The 18,300-nt window shown below is 45.5% G+C and carries 19 protein-coding genes, 1 rRNA gene and 1 riboswitch; of the genes, 2 read left to right on the top strand and 18 right to left on the bottom strand.

Annotated elements, in window-relative coordinates; translation table 11 throughout:
* Window positions 1-2: 2 nt before the first annotated feature.
* The 4 genes from rnmV to QVE09_RS29685 form a co-directional block, all read right to left on the bottom strand.
* A complete protein-coding gene (rnmV, locus tag QVE09_RS29700) occupies window positions 3-548 on the bottom strand; it encodes a ribonuclease M5 (protein WP_017691379.1) in 546 nt (181 codons plus the stop codon).
* Window positions 549-702: 154 nt separating this feature from the next.
* Window positions 703-1,887 (bottom strand): resuscitation-promoting factor, encoded by a 1,185-nt coding sequence (locus QVE09_RS29695; RefSeq protein ID WP_215078127.1) that lies wholly within the window; start codon window positions 1,885-1,887, stop codon window positions 703-705.
* 273 nt (window positions 1,888-2,160) lie between these two features.
* A riboswitch (cyclic di-AMP (ydaO/yuaA leader) is annotated at window positions 2,161-2,414 on the bottom strand.
* 241 nt (window positions 2,415-2,655) lie between these two features.
* Complete coding sequence (locus QVE09_RS29690) at window positions 2,656-3,426, bottom strand: TatD family hydrolase (RefSeq protein WP_190945000.1); 771 nt, start codon at window positions 3,424-3,426, stop codon at window positions 2,656-2,658.
* Between the two features lie 332 nt (window positions 3,427-3,758).
* On the bottom strand, window positions 3,759-5,036 hold the full coding sequence (locus QVE09_RS29685; protein ID WP_315939726.1) for an HD domain-containing protein: 1,278 nt from the start codon (window positions 5,034-5,036) through the stop codon (window positions 3,759-3,761).
* Between the two features lie 317 nt (window positions 5,037-5,353).
* Here QVE09_RS29685 and QVE09_RS29680 point away from each other — a divergent pair, with 317 nt between their 5' ends.
* Window positions 5,354-5,608, top strand: coding sequence for an AbrB/MazE/SpoVT family DNA-binding domain-containing protein (locus QVE09_RS29680; RefSeq protein ID WP_024633700.1), 255 nt, complete (start codon window positions 5,354-5,356; stop codon window positions 5,606-5,608).
* A gap of 277 nt (window positions 5,609-5,885) precedes the next feature.
* On the opposite strand, the gene rsmI is transcribed toward QVE09_RS29680, so the two are convergent.
* The 12 genes from rsmI to QVE09_RS29620 form a co-directional block, all read right to left on the bottom strand.
* Window positions 5,886-6,773 (bottom strand): 16S rRNA (cytidine(1402)-2'-O)-methyltransferase, encoded by an 888-nt coding sequence (rsmI, locus tag QVE09_RS29675; protein ID WP_091039095.1) that lies wholly within the window; start codon window positions 6,771-6,773, stop codon window positions 5,886-5,888.
* Window positions 6,774-7,553: a tRNA1(Val) (adenine(37)-N6)-methyltransferase gene (locus tag QVE09_RS29670; protein ID WP_124118795.1), complete on the bottom strand. Its 780-nt coding sequence runs from the start codon at window positions 7,551-7,553 to the stop codon at window positions 6,774-6,776. It abuts the gene before it with no gap.
* Window positions 7,554-7,648: 95 nt separating this feature from the next.
* Entirely contained in the window at window positions 7,649-8,017 is a 369-nt protein-coding gene (gene yabA, locus QVE09_RS29665) for a DNA replication initiation control protein YabA (protein WP_315939725.1), read from the bottom strand.
* 28 nt (window positions 8,018-8,045) lie between these two features.
* Entirely contained in the window at window positions 8,046-8,846 is an 801-nt protein-coding gene (locus tag QVE09_RS29660) for a PSP1 domain-containing protein (RefSeq protein WP_053778939.1), read from the bottom strand.
* Between the two features lie 117 nt (window positions 8,847-8,963).
* The gene (gene holB, locus QVE09_RS29655) at window positions 8,964-9,935 is read right to left on the bottom strand and encodes a DNA polymerase III subunit delta' (RefSeq protein WP_315939724.1); all 972 of its coding nucleotides are present in this window, start codon (window positions 9,933-9,935) and stop codon (window positions 8,964-8,966) included.
* Between the two features lie 9 nt (window positions 9,936-9,944).
* Window positions 9,945-10,388, bottom strand: a complete 444-nt coding sequence (locus QVE09_RS29650; RefSeq protein WP_017691389.1) for a YaaR family protein — start codon at window positions 10,386-10,388, stop codon at window positions 9,945-9,947.
* 343 nt (window positions 10,389-10,731) lie between these two features.
* Window positions 10,732-11,061, bottom strand: coding sequence for a cyclic-di-AMP receptor (locus QVE09_RS29645; protein ID WP_017691391.1), 330 nt, complete (start codon window positions 11,059-11,061; stop codon window positions 10,732-10,734).
* 57 nt (window positions 11,062-11,118) lie between these two features.
* Window positions 11,119-11,766 (bottom strand): dTMP kinase, encoded by a 648-nt coding sequence (tmk, locus tag QVE09_RS29640; RefSeq protein WP_315939723.1) that lies wholly within the window; start codon window positions 11,764-11,766, stop codon window positions 11,119-11,121.
* A gap of 218 nt (window positions 11,767-11,984) precedes the next feature.
* The gene (locus QVE09_RS29635) at window positions 11,985-12,677 is read right to left on the bottom strand and encodes an LrgB family protein (protein ID WP_315939722.1); all 693 of its coding nucleotides are present in this window, start codon (window positions 12,675-12,677) and stop codon (window positions 11,985-11,987) included.
* Window positions 12,647-13,075 carry a CidA/LrgA family protein gene (locus QVE09_RS29630; RefSeq protein WP_315939721.1) on the bottom strand — a complete coding sequence of 143 codons (429 nt, stop codon included), beginning with the start codon at window positions 13,073-13,075 and terminating at the stop codon, window positions 12,647-12,649. Before QVE09_RS29630 ends, QVE09_RS29635 begins: the two co-directional genes overlap by 31 nt.
* Before the next feature lie 532 nt (window positions 13,076-13,607).
* Window positions 13,608-15,434 (bottom strand): aminotransferase class I/II-fold pyridoxal phosphate-dependent enzyme, encoded by a 1,827-nt coding sequence (locus QVE09_RS29625; RefSeq protein ID WP_315939720.1) that lies wholly within the window; start codon window positions 15,432-15,434, stop codon window positions 13,608-13,610.
* Between the two features lie 257 nt (window positions 15,435-15,691).
* On the bottom strand, window positions 15,692-15,877 hold the full coding sequence (locus QVE09_RS29620) for a sigma factor G inhibitor Gin (RefSeq protein ID WP_315939719.1): 186 nt from the start codon (window positions 15,875-15,877) through the stop codon (window positions 15,692-15,694).
* A 493-nt stretch (window positions 15,878-16,370) separates the two neighbouring features.
* On the opposite strand from QVE09_RS29620, the gene QVE09_RS29615 reads away from it, so the two are divergent.
* The gene (locus QVE09_RS29615; RefSeq protein ID WP_076216777.1) at window positions 16,371-16,895 is read left to right on the top strand and encodes a hypothetical protein; all 525 of its coding nucleotides are present in this window, start codon (window positions 16,371-16,373) and stop codon (window positions 16,893-16,895) included.
* Between the two features lie 643 nt (window positions 16,896-17,538).
* Here QVE09_RS29615 and QVE09_RS29610 read toward each other — a convergent pair.
* Entirely contained in the window at window positions 17,539-17,979 is a 441-nt protein-coding gene (locus tag QVE09_RS29610; protein ID WP_017691399.1) for a hypothetical protein, read from the bottom strand.
* A 212-nt stretch (window positions 17,980-18,191) separates the two neighbouring features.
* Window positions 18,192-18,300: ribosomal RNA gene (rrf, locus tag QVE09_RS29605) — 5S ribosomal RNA — on the bottom strand; the annotation flags it as partial.

The raw sequence follows: 18,300 nt of genomic DNA, 5'->3' as shown, positions 1-18,300 counted from the left end.
GCTCACAATCCTTCACGTTCAATTTGCGCTAATGCTGTAGAGAACTCTTCCCGTGTAATCTGAAATACACTGAGACGTTTGTGGAACTGCTTCCCGTTACAATATCCGATACCCAGTAGATTGCCCATCTCCATGCGACGTGCAGCAGCCTGCGGATGCACGATAAGTCCTGCCGCGATCAGGTCCTCCCAATCGATCAGGCTCGGAGCACCTTCGTATGAAGTATGTACACGTGCCAGAGCATGACGGATCGCCTCTGGTGAGGCATTCTCCACCCCAATGTCACCTTTGCGCGTTGCATCGGCTTCCGGAATGAAGGCATGTTTGCAGCCAGGGACCTTATTCGCAATAATTTTACGAATGCGTTCGCCAGCATGATCCGGATCTGTCAGTACAATGACTCCCCGTCTCTCCTGAGCAAGCGCAATCCGCTTCAGAATGCGTTGATTGATGGCTGATCCACCTGTTTCTATGGTATCGGCTTCAACGGCCCGACGGATGGCTACTGTATCGTCACGGCCTTCCACCACAATGACTTCTTTTATCATGTTCCATTTCTTCCTTTCTAACGCAAAAAGAAGAGGAATATCCTCTTCTCTGCCAAACGGCGGGGAGACTGAATTCAGACTCCTCCGCCGCATATTCCGCATGAATCATTCATGCAACTATTTTATAGCATTCCCATTTCAAAGTAAAACGATTTTAGTTCGCTTCCGGCTTCACCGGACCGATCACGTAGACCGTCTTGCCTTTCTTACGTCCAAAATTCAGGGCATGCTTCACACTGTCATAATATACATCAATTTTGTTGCCTTTAATGGCACCGCCTGTATCTTCCGCACGACGGAATCCCAGACCTTCGATATACACCCACCAGCCAATTGGAATGACTTTGGGATCAACCGCAATGGTGCGCCCTTCCGTTACACGAGTACCGGAAGCTGTTTTAGTTCCAATGCCAGGCTCTTCGGAAGAGTAGGCAGTCATGGATACATTTTTAAGTACTTTGGAGTATTTAAAAGAAGTCCCGGATACGGTAATTACTTTGCTGCCCGAGGCAGATGTTTTCTTCGAGTTCGTTGTTGTAGCCTTTTTGGTTGTTGAAGTTTGAGCCGATACGGTCTGAATCTCAGGTTCTTTCACAACCGGTTTTGCTTTGGTGCCGACAGCGATCACTTTATCTACACGATTATTCGCGACAGATTTGCCGACCATTTTTTTGGAGACCAATTCTCCATCCTGAAATACCTTTTCGATGTGCTGTACAAGTGTGCCTTCTTTGCCGTTCACAACGACACGGTTATCCCCTTTGTACAAGCTAGGGTCAGCCGTTTTAATTACTTTGTAAGCGATCGGTTGCTCTACATTTACTGTACGCTTTGTTACGCGCACTACACGGATCTTCATATCCGCTTTGATGGCAGTTCCAAGCGCCGGATACACTTTGTCATTACTTTCAACTTGAATACCTGATTTTTGAATTGCATCTTCTACCGATGAATCGGTTGTATACAGAGTCTTGGTGTCTCCGTCTGCCGTAATGTTAACTGGAACGGCCCGCTCAATAACGATTCGGTCTCCATCTGTAATCGCCCCGTTCATGGACATGGATACCTTATCGTGAGGGCTGACTGTGATCGACTGCTCCTCCAGCATTTCCTGAAGCATTCCTGTACGAGTCTCTACCACCTGAGCTTTGCCGTCAATAACCAGTGAAATTTGTTTCCCGGCCTGACCGTAAACGACTAACAAGATCATGATTGTAAGCGCAATTGAGAAAATCGCGATCAATGCCATTTGACGCATGTTCTCATGCTTCCACCGCAACGCGAAAGACTTACTGGATGATCGTGACTCATGGGTCTCTTCTGGTTGGAATGTGCCCACTTCTCCGTCCTCCTTCATAGCCTCGTCGTCTAAAGTAATGCATGATGTCTTTGACGTGACTATACCAAATTTTCTACAGAACACAGATCGGACCAACATAATCCGGTTCTGCACCATGAATCAATCTTCGCAACATGATGTCATCCTCCTGAATACCTACCGTATGATGACAATATTTCTTTTATTCAAAAACAAAAAAGCCAAAGAAAGAGTGTAAGAGGAACTCTTTCGTGGCTTCCGAATGATTTTGAATATCGGAAATTCATGCACGAGGTTGCCTCTCTTTTTCCGCTTGCGAGGTTAGCTGTCGGGTTCGGGCGAAAGAGAGCCGCCCTATCTTAGGTCACCCGCTCATGGCGGACGCCCTTGAATTCACCCCGAGACCCAAAGAAGAAATCAAATACGGCTTCGCAGTTCCCTTCGCTGCTTTTGGGTCAGCGAACGTTGCGCATCGGCCAAATACACCGATGTTTAAGCCCTATTGGTTCCCCCGCTCTCCGTTAACGGAGACTCAGCGAGACTGATTCATGAAAGTAATGTTGTATCATCGGAAAGTGTCCCTTTGTTCATCCCCCGAACATCTGTCCATTTTTCCGCACAACAATTCACTGAAAAGATGATATCCTGTTTTGATGCATGTTGTAAAGCGTTGATCAAGTACGTTTTTCTGAATATTTGGTTAAAATATTGTAATATTCTTGATTTATTTGGATCAAAGGGCAAATTAACTCCGCTTACCTGCCTTTTTCACCTCATTTACTCGTTTTTTTAACGAATTCCAAATCGTTCCATGGCATTTTTGGTTGTTATTGCAGCAATTTCCTCCACCGAAATGCCTTTAATTTCCGCAGCTGCCTCTGCAACCAGACGTACATGCGCTGTCTCATTTCGCTTCCCTCGATAAGGGTGAGGTGTCAAATATGGAGCATCTGTTTCAATGAAAAACCGGTCCATGGGAACCTTCGCCAGCACCTCTTTGGGTTGCTTTGCATTTTTGAATGTGATCGGTCCTCCGAAGGAGAGATGGAAGCCCATATCGAGACAACTTTTCGCGGTTTCCCAGCTGCCCGAGAACGAGTGCATCACACCACCAACCTCCCCAGCCTTCTCTTCACGCAAAATTCTTATGATATCCTCATGTGCATCCCGATTATGGATGACAATCGGCATGTTCACTTCACGCGCCAAAGCAATTTGTTGTCGTAATACGCGATGCTGTATTTCCTTCGGAGAAGTATCCCAGTGATAATCCAATCCAATCTCACCGATCGCAACCACTTTTTCATGCTTGCATAGAGATGCAATCCATTCCAAATCGCCCTCCTGCATTGTGATCGCATCTACGGGATGCCATCCTACAGCTGCATAGATAAAGTCATACGTCTCAGCGAGTTTCATTGTGGTTGGAATCGTCTCCCGGTTAAAGCCAATGTTGATCATGCGACCAACTCCTGCATCCACAGCACGCTGGATCATGTCCTCGCGGTCCTCGTCGAATTGTGGTGCATCCAGATGTGTATGTGTGTCGAACAGCATCATGTCTGTATCTCCCTTCATGTCGAAATAACGACTATCTTCTTTTAAAAATCCAATTTGTAAAATTCAATAATTCAATGACTCATACATAAAACATTTTGGGTAATCTGTGTATTACATCATTACGTTTGTTTCTTCACAACTACAATATATAGAAGATATACGAATATTCTCATCTATATCTTGCTGATTTTGCTCATTCTACCTGCTTGCATTTACAAAATTATGTCGATCTACATATACTCCCCATTAAAGCAGATTACTGTATCATGAAAAATAGCTCTTTTAGAAAGTGTTTTGATATCGAAATTCTTCATTGGATTATACCCACACGATTACAAGAAATAGGGGCGTATATGTGACGGTAATTCGTGAATAATCGCATCCACCTTGTTTTGCGGGTAATACAAATGATGTTTCCCTCGGTGAAGCCCACTGATGGAACGGACAATGTCAGATACTTCTGACAACTCACGTAAATTGTCCTGTCGATCCAGAAGAAGAATCTGCTTATCTGTGGATTCATCCGGACGAAACACATCATACGGATTATCCGAAGGAAAATCAATTTCAAGATCATATTCGGGATCGAGGCCTGCCTGTACAAAAGCTTCCCGAATCTCTTCCATCATTGTCAAGTCGACCTGTTCAAGCTCTACATACTTATATAACTTGCGATCCATAAAACGTTCGCATAACTCACTCAGAACAGTATCGTCCTCCTTGCGCCACTGCGTAAATGCCGTCTGAATTAATGCTTCATCCAACTGCAAATATTCATTCACGGATAATTCTCCATCAAATAATTGAGGGAGTGGATCGATCATGAAGCGGAATTGAAAACCATGTTGTATGAGTGTTTTCGCTCGCTTGAATATTTGCCGCAATATAATTTCAGAACTACGAGTTACCGGATGGAAATAAATCTGCCAATACATCTGATACCGAGACATTAGGTAATCCTCCACAGCATGCATGCCTGACTCCTTGACTACAATCCGTCCATGATAAGGACGCAGCATCCGAAGGATACGATCAAGGTCAATCGTGCCGTAATTTACACCTGTAAAATAGGCATCCCTGAGCAAATAATCCATTCGGTCTGCATCAAGCGGACTGGTCACCAAGTTCACCACAATCGGCTTTTCATACGTTTTTTGAATGACAGACGCTACTTTCTCAGGAAAATCAGGAGCATACCGTCTTAAGATCGCCCCTACTTCGGTATCACCTGTAATAATGCGACACGTCCAATCTTCGTGATTCATGTCAAAAGCTTCCTCGATGGAGTGAGAGAATGGCCCATGCCCGAGATCATGAAGCAGAGCTGCACACAGAGCTACAATTTTTTCTTCCTTCGGCCAATCCGAGTAATGACTTCTTTCAAATTGAGAGATGATCTTGCGTGTGATCTCATAAACACCTAGTGAATGTGAGAACCGACTATGCTCTGCTCCGTGAAAGGTAAGGTAAGAAGTACCCAGTTGACGAATCCGGCGTAAACGCTGAAATTCCGGGGTATTAATTAACTGCCATATAACCGGATCTTGCACGTGGATATAATTATGTACCGGATCTTTGAATACTTTCTCTTCCGTTAAACGTTGTTCCATGTCGACTCACTCCTTTAATTTCTTTTATATTAACGCTTTGAGCTCTACGATTCATCTAAGATTCGACACCACATGACGAACTTTGTCGAATGAAGTAGTTTTGTCGTTTTCCAAATCGACAAAGCTGACATCTAGGTTTAAATGCGAAAAATGACTGCCAATCCCTTACCACCAGTAACCTTGTGAAAAACCGCCTTAATTTTAAGCTAATTTTAAGGTTGACTGTTTTGGGAATCGTTGGTATGATGAGTATCATAAAACATAAAATAATGTCGAATAATGACAATGATAGTTAGCTGAGAGGAGCACTGATTATAATGATGAAATCAACAGGTATTGTAAGAAAAGTGGACGAACTGGGACGGGTAGTTATTCCAATCGAATTGCGCCGTACGCTCGGTATTGGTGAAAAAGATGCTCTGGAAATCTATGTTGACGGCGAGCGCATCATGTTGAAAAAATATGAGCCTGCTTGTATCTTCTGTGGTAATGCAGAGAACGTTACTTACTTCAAAGGTAAAATTGTTTGTAACGAATGTATTTCCGAAATCCCTGCACCTGTGACAAAATAAGAAAAACCAGGTATACTGGACTTATCTAAATTGTTATTTCTAACCTTTTTAATATTCCTTAATGACCTTCCCGGTGTGAACCCCACCGCGGAAGGTATTTTTTTTGCCCTGTTATGGGTTCCATTACCCAAAATGATTCTGTCACACGCAAGCGGGGAGAGAACGATAAATTTTGTTTGGAATTTTTTGAACCGTTCTGCTTTTTAACATTACATTAATGTTTGGTATAAGGTTCTTTTCGGGTTATGTTCCCCACGACAGAAGATATTTGGTTAGATTACTGCTCGATTAACGCATTATATACATCCCGTTTCGTCAGACCGCGATCGGTTGCCGTTTTTTTCATCGCATCTTTGCGGTTATGTCCTTCACCCTCATAATGGCTGACATGATCCGCGAGTGACATGAGCTGCCACCATGCTTCGCGCTCAGCCTTACGCTCCTCTTCCTTAATGCCTTCTACCAGCAAACAGTACTCGCCAAGAGGCGGATGCTCCTCAAGCCAGTCTATACATTCCTTCACAGTACCCCTTGCGAATTCCTCATGACGCTTGGTAAGCTCACGAGCCAGAACAATCGAACGATCACCCAGAATTTCTTCGAGGTGGACTAATGTTTTTCGAATACGGTGAGGCGATTCATAAAATAACAAAGTCCCGTTGGATTCGTCAAAAGCCTCCAGCACTTTTCGCATGTCCTTTTTCTCCCGCGGCAAAAAACCGCCGAATGTAAAACGCTCCGTCGGTAATCCGGACACGATCAGAGCAGACAACGCAGCATTGGGTCCAGGGATGGGAATGACCGTTATTCCGGCTTCCAGTGCAAGCTGTACAAGGTCGGAACCAGGGTCCGAAATGGCTGGCAAACCGGCATCGCTGACGAGTGCCAAATTTTTTCCTTCTATTATATAGCGTATCAGTTCAGGTCCACTCGCCCCCTTATTATGCTCATGATAACTAAACAACATCGAAGGTGTAATTTCAAAATGGGTAAGCAGTTTCCGGGTCTGGCGTGTATCTTCTGCTGCAATGATGTCACAACTCTGCAAGGTCTTGATGGCCCGGAAGGTCATATCCTCCAGATTACCAATAGGTGTTCCAACCAGATATAGCTTGCCTGATCCTTCAGGCTGCTCCGCATAGCTTTTCTGAATATGCAAAGTCATCTAAAGTCCTCCTTTCGTAGTACGCTCAGCATGTTGCTGACCATAGTAAATATCCATAATCTCTTCGCAGTATTTTCCCTCTTCATTGTAGACAATGAGTGGAGGAAGCATCCTTACTTCGGGTTTACCATCTTTCATGCCTTCAATTAATACCATGTTGGCTTCCAGATGAGCACGGGGATGTACCATCCGAATCCGTTTTGGTTCCAGCTTATATTCGCGCATGAGCGAGATAATCTCTGCAAGGCGCTGTGGACGATGAACCATCGATACTTTGCCGCCATTACGTACAAGTCGACTGCAAGCCTGAATAACTTCTTCCAGGGTACATCCGATTTCATGACGTGCCATTGCCTGATGTGTGTTCATCTTAAGGTCACTCCCATTCAGGGGCATGTATGGAGGATTAACCGTTATTGCATCGTATACAGCGTGTCCTGTTTCTTTCACCAATTCTCGCAAATCACCTTCACGAATCATAATCGACTCGTCCAATGTATTTAATTGCACACTGCGACGTGCCATATCAGCCAAACGTGGCTGGATCTCGATCCCTTCCAGACTAGCCTGCGTACGCGTTGTAAGCAGAATGGGAACCACCCCGTTACCTGTACACAAATCAAGTACACGACCCCGTTTAGGTACGGAAGCAAACCGGGCTAATAATACGGCATCCATCGAAAAACTAAACACTTCATCACTTTGAATGATTCTCAGATCATGAGAGAGCAGATCATCAATCCGCTCTGACTCATGTAACACAACTTCATTTGCTTTCATATGTTACGCTCATCCTCCGGTACTCTATATCTCATGTTTGTTGAGTTTAGGTTTATAACCTTGAAAAAAAACCGTAGGGGATCCCTACGGTCGCTTCATTTATTCAAAAAAGAAAGGCAGAACAGACAATCGCCTTCCGTCCGCAAATGTCCATAATAGACGTTGCAGATATGGAAGCCTTCGTGATACAACCGGGCCAGATTATCATACCCTTCACCGACAACGTCCTCGCCTGTAGCCGGACCTGCTGGTCTTGCTACAGGAGCGAGTGCTGAAGAGATCGGCAGATCTGTCGGAGCCTCACGTTTGAGCAGTTTGCGTAACTGCTCATTCTCGATGGTAAGCCGCTGATTATCCTCAAGCAGCTCCTTCACAATCATTTTTAACTCTCCTAAATCACCGTGCAACTGACCCAGTTGGGTTTCCATTTCATGAATGTGCGTAAACAGATTTTTCTTTTCCAAGTTTCCACCCCGAAGCAACCTTTATGGTTTACTTGATAACGACGTCATCCAGCGGAAGTTCTTTGACTTTACTGATGTCGAACAGTTGAACATGGACTGTGCGGCTACCGGCATTAATTCCGACAACTTTTCCTTCACCCAATGAGGTGACGACCAATTTGCCTACAGCTGGCAGTTCTTCTCTCACACTTTCATAGTTATCATGCTCAAATTTCAGACAGCACATGAGTCTTCCGCACAACCCTGAAATTTTCGTCGGATTCAGTGACAGGCTCTGATCTTTAGCCATCTTGATTGATACCGGCTCAAAGTCTCCCAGCCAGGAAGAACAACACAACACACGGCCGCAAGGTCCGATTCCGCCAAGCATCTTCGCTTCATCACGTACACCAATCTGTCTCAGCTCGATTCGTGTCCGGAATATGCTTGCCAGATCCTTGACCAGCTCCCGGAAATCAACTCTTCCTTCAGCTGTAAAATAAAATATGATTTTATTGCGATCAAACGTAAATTCCACATCGACCAGCTTCATTTTGAGGCCATGGTCTTTGATTTTATTTAAACAAGTACCGAATGCTTCCTTCGCTGCACGCTTGTTCTCATCAACCACACGGGCATCTGTCTCGCCCGCTACGCGGATGACTTTCTTCAGCGGCAACACCACATCGGACTCGCCCACTTCCTTCTTACCTACGACAACCTTACCGTACTCAACCCCCCGCGCTGTCTCCACGATAACGCAGTTTTCTTTCTCAATGGGAAGGTCCAGGGGATCGAAGTAATAAATTTTGCCCGCTTTTTTGAAACGGACACCCACTACACTGTACAAAAAATTAACCCCCTTGTAAGCCAACCCCACTTCGTCTGAAGCCCCGTCTTCTTAGGGAACCGGCCGAAGTTATAACCGTTTGCATATGATTGGAGCTAACTCTGCCCTCTCCCAGTCTTATGCCAAACCGATCAAAAATTGCTCCAGACAAAGCTGGCCATTGACGTTGAAACGCAATTTTTTTCTGCATGCTGCGGCCATATCCATATAGGAGACCCACTGCTCTGTGCTGCGGGTATGTGCCAACTGAGATAACATGTCTAACTGATCTATAAAAACGATATGTTCATGCCTATCGTACTGAACATACAGCATGTCCCTAAACCATAGATGGAACAAACTAAGCAACATGTCCAGATGTTCAGAGAGTCCGGTTTTAAAAAGCTTCTGCTGTGCAGAGATCAATGATGTACTTCCTCTACCCAGGGACTCCTTCCCTAATTGTAACATTACGTTTCTAATTTCTGCAAACCAATTCTGCTGGAGAATTTCTCTACATGCTTCCAATCCTGACGCTAAATGGACGGCAGAGCGAGCCAGATTGGCAGGGTGCCCTTCCTCGATCAGAGATTGTAGCATCTCTTCCGAATTCAGTGCACTGAACGGCACCAATTGAGAGCGTGAGCGAATCGTCGGCAACATGGCCTGTCCATTATCTGTAATCAGAATGCCGACTGCTGGTACCTGCGGTTCCTCCAGAAATTTGAGCAAACTGTTTGCTGCCTGCACCGTCATTTTCTCAGCTTGTTCTATAATATATACTTTGGGATGGCCTGCCTCTGATCGGTATGAAAAGATACGCTGCAGATCCCTGATTTGATCTATTTTAATGTTGTTTCCATCTGGTGCAAGCATGGTTAGATCCGGATGGTTACCATGATCCACCTTACGACATTCAAGACACTGCCCGCACGCGTCATCTTCAAGCTCTGTACAGAATATTGCCTTGGCAAAGGTAATTGCCGTCTTCCGTTGCCCGCTACCAGCTGGACCGCTAAACAAATACGCGTGGCTTATTGCCTTACGTCTCAGACTGCTTTGTAACATTTGCTTGGCCGCTTGTTGACCCATAATCTGTTGAAAGGACATACTTCCTCCTCAGAAGCTTAAATTAATAAGCATCCCCCGAATTTCGCCTACTTGTTGTAATAGAGAGATTTTTCCTTCTTCTGTATCCAGCAATTCATCAGCCATGGATAACAGAGCGGAGTCAATTTCATCAATCAGCTTATAACGCTTGCCTCTGCCACGACGATCCCAACCCCTTGTCTCTTTCATGGATACACCGCGACGAACGGTCTCTTCCAGGAACCTTTTAACAAGTTGCTTATATGCCTTCAGTTCACGAATCGTCATGGAACGTGCCAGGCGATCGCCCTGAAGCTGGATTTCACTAAACCGGCGATTCAGTTCAGCTTGTGAGGCCCGTTCCCCCTGGTGGTTCATCATATCAGAGAAATTTTTGGATTGAACCGGTTTGGAACCTGAATCAGTAGAACTGATCCCGCTCTGAATCGGTCTGAATCCAGGATTGATTTTCATGGATACGCCCGCTTTCTATCATAGATAGCCAATCGCCCATCAGCACAGTGCGCGTTGCGCCTGTGCGTGAGAATGAGGCTTTTATATATGCTGATCACACTCTATATATAATGGTAGATACACATCACCATCAAGGACTTGTTGTTTGTAGTCAACCTCTTCCCGGATGAGCATTCCCCAGTCAGGAGATGCTCATCCGGAAAGAGTGTGCCAATTCTTCTGATCTAGAAAGGCAGTTCCATAAGTGGCACGCACGAACTCCATTTTAATCTTCTTGCATCCATCGTTTCCAACATGCTATCGATCATGAAAGACCCTCATGGGATCCATGCAGAAAGTTTAATTAGAAATGTTCGAAGCGATCTACCGGGAGAACAAATACAGTAGCTCCACCTACTTGAACTTCAACAGGTAGCGGCAGGTAAGAGTCGGTTGTTCCACTCATCGGTGTGACCGGAGTCACGAGCTGTTCACGAACCTTACAGCTGCTGCGAATGACGTTCATTACGGACTCGACTTGACCATCATCGACACCGATCATAAACGTCGTGTTGCCTGCCTTCAAAAATCCACCCGTACTGGCCAACTTGGTTGCCCGAAAGTTTGCTTTGACCAATGCGCTGGATAATCGGTTGCTGTCTTTATCCTGTATAATCGCAACAATCAGTTTCATCCTGCATAACCTCCTTCAGAATAAGCACCTTAAATGCCCTGTCTATATATTAGACAATTACTCGTCAAAATCCTTCAAAATCCCTGTCTCCAGCGACAAAATCATTGCTGCCAAGACATCCTCCCGCTTCATGGAAGCATCGATAACCCTGATCCGTTCCGGGAACTGCTCTTTTAATAGGAAGTAACCCTCTCGCACTTTACGGTGAAACTCCAGATTTTCCAGATCCAGACGGTTCACTTCGCGACCATCATGAGCGTCGATCCGGGCAAGCCCCACTTCAGGCTCGATGTCCAGATATAAGGTCACATCCGGCATGAGATCACCGATCGCAAAGCGATTAATGGCCCATACATTCTCTATCCCGAGTCCACGGGCGTATCCTTGATAGACCAGACTGCTATCGACAAATCGGTCACAGATGACTGCTTTTCCAGCTCTCAGCGCAGGCTCTACCTTCTCCGCCAGATGCTGGCTGCGTGCAGCTGCATACAATAGCGCTTCGGTTCGAGCATCCATTGCCGTATGAAGAGGGTCCAGGATAATTGAACGTATTTTCTCCGCAATCTCAATTCCGCCAGGCTCTCGCGTAACTACGTAAGGTATACCCCGTTCTTCAAAATAAGAACCTATTCTACCGATCATCGTTGTTTTACCGGAACCCTCTCCCCCTTCCAACGTAATGAATTTACCTCTGCCCTGCATATGCTTCCCTGCTTTCTATGTCGATAATTGCATCTATTCCTGCTGTAATTGAATATGCTTAGACCCTCTTGCTACAGGATATGATATACCCCGCCCAGAGGTGTATTGCTACAGCTATATCGGTACGTAATAATAACACCAACATCATACAAGCTTGTGTTCTTTCTATAATACTATAGGTCAGCGGTTACTCCAACATGAACAACAAAGTAAAGCGTTCAACCATAGATGATCCATACCCATAATGGAAGCATCATTGATCCGGCAATGGCACTGACAATCATGGACACCGAACTGAGGGCTACTGCATTCTCTCCATATTCAAAAGACCTTGCCATGCCGAGGGCATGAGATGCTGAACCCAGTCCAATTCCATAGGCATGTTTACTGCGGACTTTGGCCCATTTCAAGAGCATCGGCCCTAGTAATATCCCTGAGAAACCTGCAATCATCACAAACAGCGATGTGAATGAGGCATTCCCTCCAACCTGATTAGCGAGTTGAATAGCCACAGGAGTGGTCACGGATTTTGGCAATAAAGCAATGACCATCTCTTGAGGATAGCCAAGCAGAATGGCGATTAAAGCACCTGTGGAGACACCTGTAATACTGCCTCCGATCGTTCCACCCACAATTGGAATGATATTTTGCTTCAGCACATGCAGATGTCTGGACAAGGGAAAAGCGAGAGATACAACGGCTGGTCCCAAAAGCTCCTGTATCCATTTGCCGCCCAGCATGTACGTATCCAGCTTTATACCGGAAATCACCAAGATCAGGATCAGTATGGCAGTCGTTGTGAGTACAGGCATAAGTATTGGCCATCTCAGCCTTTTATATAGACGAGTTGCTGGAATGTATACAGCGATGGTTAGCGCGATCATTCCAATTCCGAGGATGAATGCTGACAAGTGATCGCCTCCTTTTTGCCTGAATGAGACGATCTCCATGTCATAAGCCACTCACTTAATTTGGCAGATATCAGACAGGTGATTAATGTGCTAACGATCAAACCAAGAACCAATAACAATGTGTTAGCTCGAAAAAAATCAAAATGATTAATAATGCCCACAGTTGGCGGGATAAACAACAATTGCAGATGAGATTGAAGCCACGTCGACCCTTCTTCTCCCCAGCTCATTTTGATCCATCCCAGTTGAATGGTGATAAATAAAACCAGCATGCCCACAATACTGCCTGTTAACGGCAGATGTAACAGAGCTTGAATCAAGTTTCCAATCCAATAAAAACCGTACATCAACAAAACTTGCAGGACTATTCCTGTATATTTTTTTAGCGGAATACCCAAAGTGTTCCCTTCTTTCTTATGTCTATCTGTATAAGTTGAACTAGAGCGTGTCTTCATACCTGCCGAAAGCCGGAACGTAACTGAACGTGTCTGGAGCAGGGCACGGAGCGGGAGCGCTAACGACCCTGTGACGTCTTATTCAGCGATTTGAATCGCCCGCAGCAATCTAAGGAATAAGGAATCTGAAAGACGCTATATTGGAATAACCAGCCTTTTACAGCGTGTTTATTAGGTGAATTTGGTTAATAACGTGTCTCAGGTTCCTTACAAAATAAAAGGAGAACTTGAAGGCTAGATAAGACGTCCTCGGTTCCTTAGAAAATCGTCTGGACAATTCGCCAGGATCAGCAATCCTTGACTTCAAGATGTTTTACCCTGAAATTCTTCAACGTATTGCATGCCTGAGTTTGAAGACACACCCTAGCAACTAGATTAATGACCAAGAGACCCTCACATGTGTAGGGTCCGGTATCGGTATTGGTCATATAGACTACCTATTGGTGAATGCATTCAAAGATTTCATATGTTCCTTTCAATCCTTCATGACCTTTAATACCTGTAGAGATGCATCTGATACCCCGTGAAACTTTGCTCCTTCATCCCGCAGGAGTTGTATACGTGTCACCATCGATGGACTTAGGCGTTCACCCGGATATACAAGCGGAATCCCTGGAGGATACGGGACTACCATCTCAGCTGATCGACAACCCGCGCTTTCTTCTATCGGGACATTAATCGTATCCGTCTCCACAATCGGTTGCAGTGTAAAGGAGATCGGTTCCGAGTAGCGAGTATTTTCTTGTAAATTGTTCCACGTGGAAATATACTGCGCCGAACCTTTCGCAAGCTGATGTGATGACTCTGCATTAGATTGGACCTGCTCATGCCCATCGGCAGAGCTGATATGGTGTAAAGCTTGCAACAGGTGCTGAGCATCTTGCACCGTTGAGCCCAGGCTGAAGAGCAAGACGACGTACCGTTCGTCGCTCATCTCGGGCACACAGCCGCATGCTTCCAGCTGCTGCTGTAGCCCATAACCGCTCAGCACGCCTGCGCCGTCATAGATGACGGCCTTAAATGGGTCCTGAGCGGTATACCCCGCGGCAGATGGCATCGCCGCCGCGGTCATGCCCTCCCGTGTCTGCTGCGCAGCGGACACGGACATGCCAGCCGGCTTCGCTGTTCCGGCTGGCGGTTCTGGCTGCAGCGGCTGTGCAGGCTGCAGCAAATGAAAGCGCGGCAGCTCTGCGAGGCCGCGCTTAAAAGCATTCACGGCGGCGAGTCCCGCCGTGAATGTGTCCGCGCCCTGCACGTGCAGCAGGCGGCGCGCCAAATCAAGCGAAGCCATCATCGGGTATGATGGGCTTGAGCTTTGCACCATGGCCAGACGCTGCCTTAACAGGGACCGGTTTAACCGTGGTCCCTGAATGTGCAGCATGGCACCCATGGTGAAAGCCGTCAGCATCTTATGCGTCGACTGCACGACACCGTCTGCTCCGCATGACAGTGCAGAGACAGGCAGCTCCGGATGCTGCCCATAATGCGCGCCATGCGCTTCATCCACGAGCAGTGGCACGCCAGCAGCGTGGCATACCTCGGCTATAGGCGTTAAATCTGCGCCCATGCCGTAATAATTGGGCAAAGTGACCAACACGCCCTTTGCCTCAGGATAGGACTGGACAGCAGCCTGCACCGTCTCCACCGACGGCATGACCGCAAGTCCAGACGCAGGATCGACCCATGGCTCCAGAAATACAGCTCTTGCGCCCGCCAACATTAACCCGTGAATAACAGATTTGTGCACATTCCGCTGCACCAGTACAATACTGTTTGGCTCATCACACACGGTGAGCAATAAGGACAGATTACCTGCAGTACTACCTCCCACAAGGAAGAAACTCTCCTCAGCGCCAAAACAATCTGCCGCAAGCTCCTGTGCTTCCTGGATTACACCTTCTGGATGATGCAAATCGTCGGTGCCCGTAATCTCCGTAACATCCATCTCCATCATCTCCAGAAATGAACGATCCGGCACCAATCCTATTTCCGAATGAGCCCCTTCATTGCTGAGTCGTTCCCCACTCCTCATGTCCGCCTCATGTTTCTCCACTGAACTGAATCGCTCTATCCTTCGGTTCACATTCCTTCCTGCATCGTTCTGGATCACTCCGTTGTGCTGTTGTTCCTCATTAACGATATCCTTAACTGGAGGTTGCCCTGCTTCTGCTTGTTCCAGCAAATGTCGGTAAGCTTGTCCATTCTTATGCCCAGGCACATGGAAAGAACGCTGCTTCGAATCACGATATGCAAGCAACGCTTCATATAAAGGGGCTCTACTTGATTTATTTTTATGATCCATGAAATAACCATCCTGTACATATATAATGTGCGCTCTATGCGCTTCAAAATGCTTCCTAATCCAAGGAACGCCCTTCTTCCCTATCTCCACACGCGTTACTGCAAATGATCTATACCATTATATCAGCATACGCCTTCCCAAGATGGCATACAAGACAATCTCTCCTCTTAAAAACAGAAAAAGGCCCATTGGGCCTCTATACACATCAGCATCGTTACAATGTGATGTTTCGATTCTACTTCTATTAGCAACATTCATTATGCGTTTTTTTGTACCCAAATTTGCTTCATTTGATGAATAAAATAATTGTACTTGGCATCCTGCGCGTCGGTATGAACCATTTCTGCTTCGCAAGTGTCACATATGAATTCAGATACAATAAAAATGCCTTCTTTTTTTCTTTGCTCGCAGATAATACATGTGTGTTCGGCATGTTCTTCCATGAACCATCCCACCTTGTTTTACGTTTACTATCAGTATTGCACAGTTTCTATTATTTTAAACATTTTCATAGTGCTTTCTTTCTATAAAATATATATATTCGCCCACCCCCTCTTGGGTGTCTGTACCGAAAAATACATTCATTCTCCCTACAAGAACATTCACCTGCTTATGTATATACAGTTATCCTACATTCCATCGCATTACCTCTACATCACGTATCCCTTGGCCTGACTCAAACTTATATTCAATTTCCTTAAAAAAACTTGGAATCCCAGCCGATATATAATACATGATAACGATATCAAAGCCTGACAGTCCGTGTATTCGGGAGTATACTGAGATAAGCTCCGTCAAATCTCAATATCTTGTACAATCGTCATGGCGTGAGATACAAGGTTCATATATACATACATGATTCATTCCCTTTTACACGTGTAAAAAACGAATACCGACTCCACACAAACATGAATCCGAAGGAGGATATATAATCGTATGATCGCCGAACCGGAGAATAAAGCAACATTTTATCAATACCGGCTTCTGAAAAAAAAGGCTATCGCCCGCAGTGTTATCTATAGTTATCTGTGTCTGCCGGTCATCATGCTCTTATTCAATCTACTCGCATTCTCCTGGACTGGCCTCTTCTTTTTTGTACTGGCAGGTCCAATCACCATCTGGATTCATTATGTCATCGCCAGAACGATATTACTTCTGGTCCGTACCTCTTACGCCAAACGCTGGCGCTGGAATCTGCGTATGCCCTGGTTAGGTTATATCCCTGATCAGCATTTTAGCTTCCGTATGTTTGTCCGGGTACACCTTAACATGAGCTGGATTGGACTATGTATCATTACAGTATGTTTGATATGGTCGCCATTGTCCTTCACCCTCTCGCTGATCTTCTGGCATTTGTGGTTGCTGGGTCCTCGCTTGTATGTTGTAATGGTGCTCTCCCGTGAGCGCAAAGACGGACTCATCAAATTGAACGAACAAGATGTCTCATATTATCTGCAATAACACTCCCTCATTTATGCAATACTCAATGTACCTCACTTACCTGTAATACATAACCGCTGAGCCCTTCGAATAATCTGATGCAAAAACATGATCGTGTATCGTTCAGTTGACTCAGCCTCACATGCTCAAATAAAGGTTATCCACAGTGGATAACCTTTATTTGTCGTCCCCTTCTTATCCCTTATCCACAGTATGGGTATAGTAAAATGAGTTATCCCCACTCGAGGCTCCATTCTTCTCCTCTTTTCCTCCGGTGTTCCATCTCCTCATAACCCCAGATATCTCGTAGATCTTGCACCTTTGAGCAATCTCTTGCTCGGTCTCAGCTCTATATGCCTTCTAATTGCTTCCCATCAGCCACTTATTACCTCAATAGCTTTATACAACTTATATCACACCCCCTCTATTTTTAACGCTCTGCACTCCCCTATGCTTCAAACACACACACCACCTATACATGTACGAAAGAAACTATTCCATTCCTTATGACCTCTGATCCACCATACGTGATAAGTTCTCCCATCATTACTAAAACCTACTTCGCTAAATAACAAAAAGCCCCCGATCATGTTCACGGGAGCTTACTATATTATAAGGAACATCACAGCGTTAATTAATCATACCGAACCATACCTGAACCAGCTCAATCATCTTCAGCCAATGATTTAACTGTCGTTTGAGTAGCATCATTTCTAGGAACCATTAGTGTAAAGGAACCATCATGTACTGCTAAATGCACAGTATGTCCTTCCTTTGCAAATACACGCAAGGTACTGGATTCATTGGATGTACCCTTGGCTTGCCTCTCTGTCCAACCCCAGCTTTTAATCTCGTCTAGATATACCTCAGGCAAGCTAGTGCTCTCACTAATACCAGACAGCGTATATCGAACATAATCCATATCCGAATTATTTTCAGACTGGTCAGATTTATTCGCTACTTTAGGCACCGGAAAACTCTTCTCGTTCACCGCACCTTCATATGAAGTCCATACAGATCCTGAAGCTTCACCGCATCCTGCCAGAACAACGGTCAAACAAAGCAACAGAAATGATTGTAGTCCAAGTCTCCGCCAACTTAACACACACACCCTCCTTTTCACAGCTGCACATTCCAGCTCTGTGGTCAGGTACTTTTAGCATATTTAACATAGTCCTATTATACTGGTTTTGCCGCTGTTATCCGTAACAAAAATGTTACCTTCCAATATCGATCATGTCAGAGCTTCTGCTCAACGTATCTAATCCTTATAAACAAATAAAAACCACCACCGAATAACATCGGCAGTGGTTCTTCGCTTGGCGGCGTCCTACTCTCCCAGGACCCTGCGGTCCAAGTACCATCGGCGCTAGAGGGCTTAACGGTCGTGTTCGGGATGGGTACGTGTGGAACCCCTCCGCCATCG

It is taken from the genome of Paenibacillus sp. ClWae2A (assembly GCF_032452295.1).
Lineage (GTDB): Bacteria > Bacillota > Bacilli > Paenibacillales > Paenibacillaceae > Paenibacillus.
Note: the sequence above shows the minus strand (reverse complement) of the source record. Positions and strands in the feature narration are given on the sequence as shown.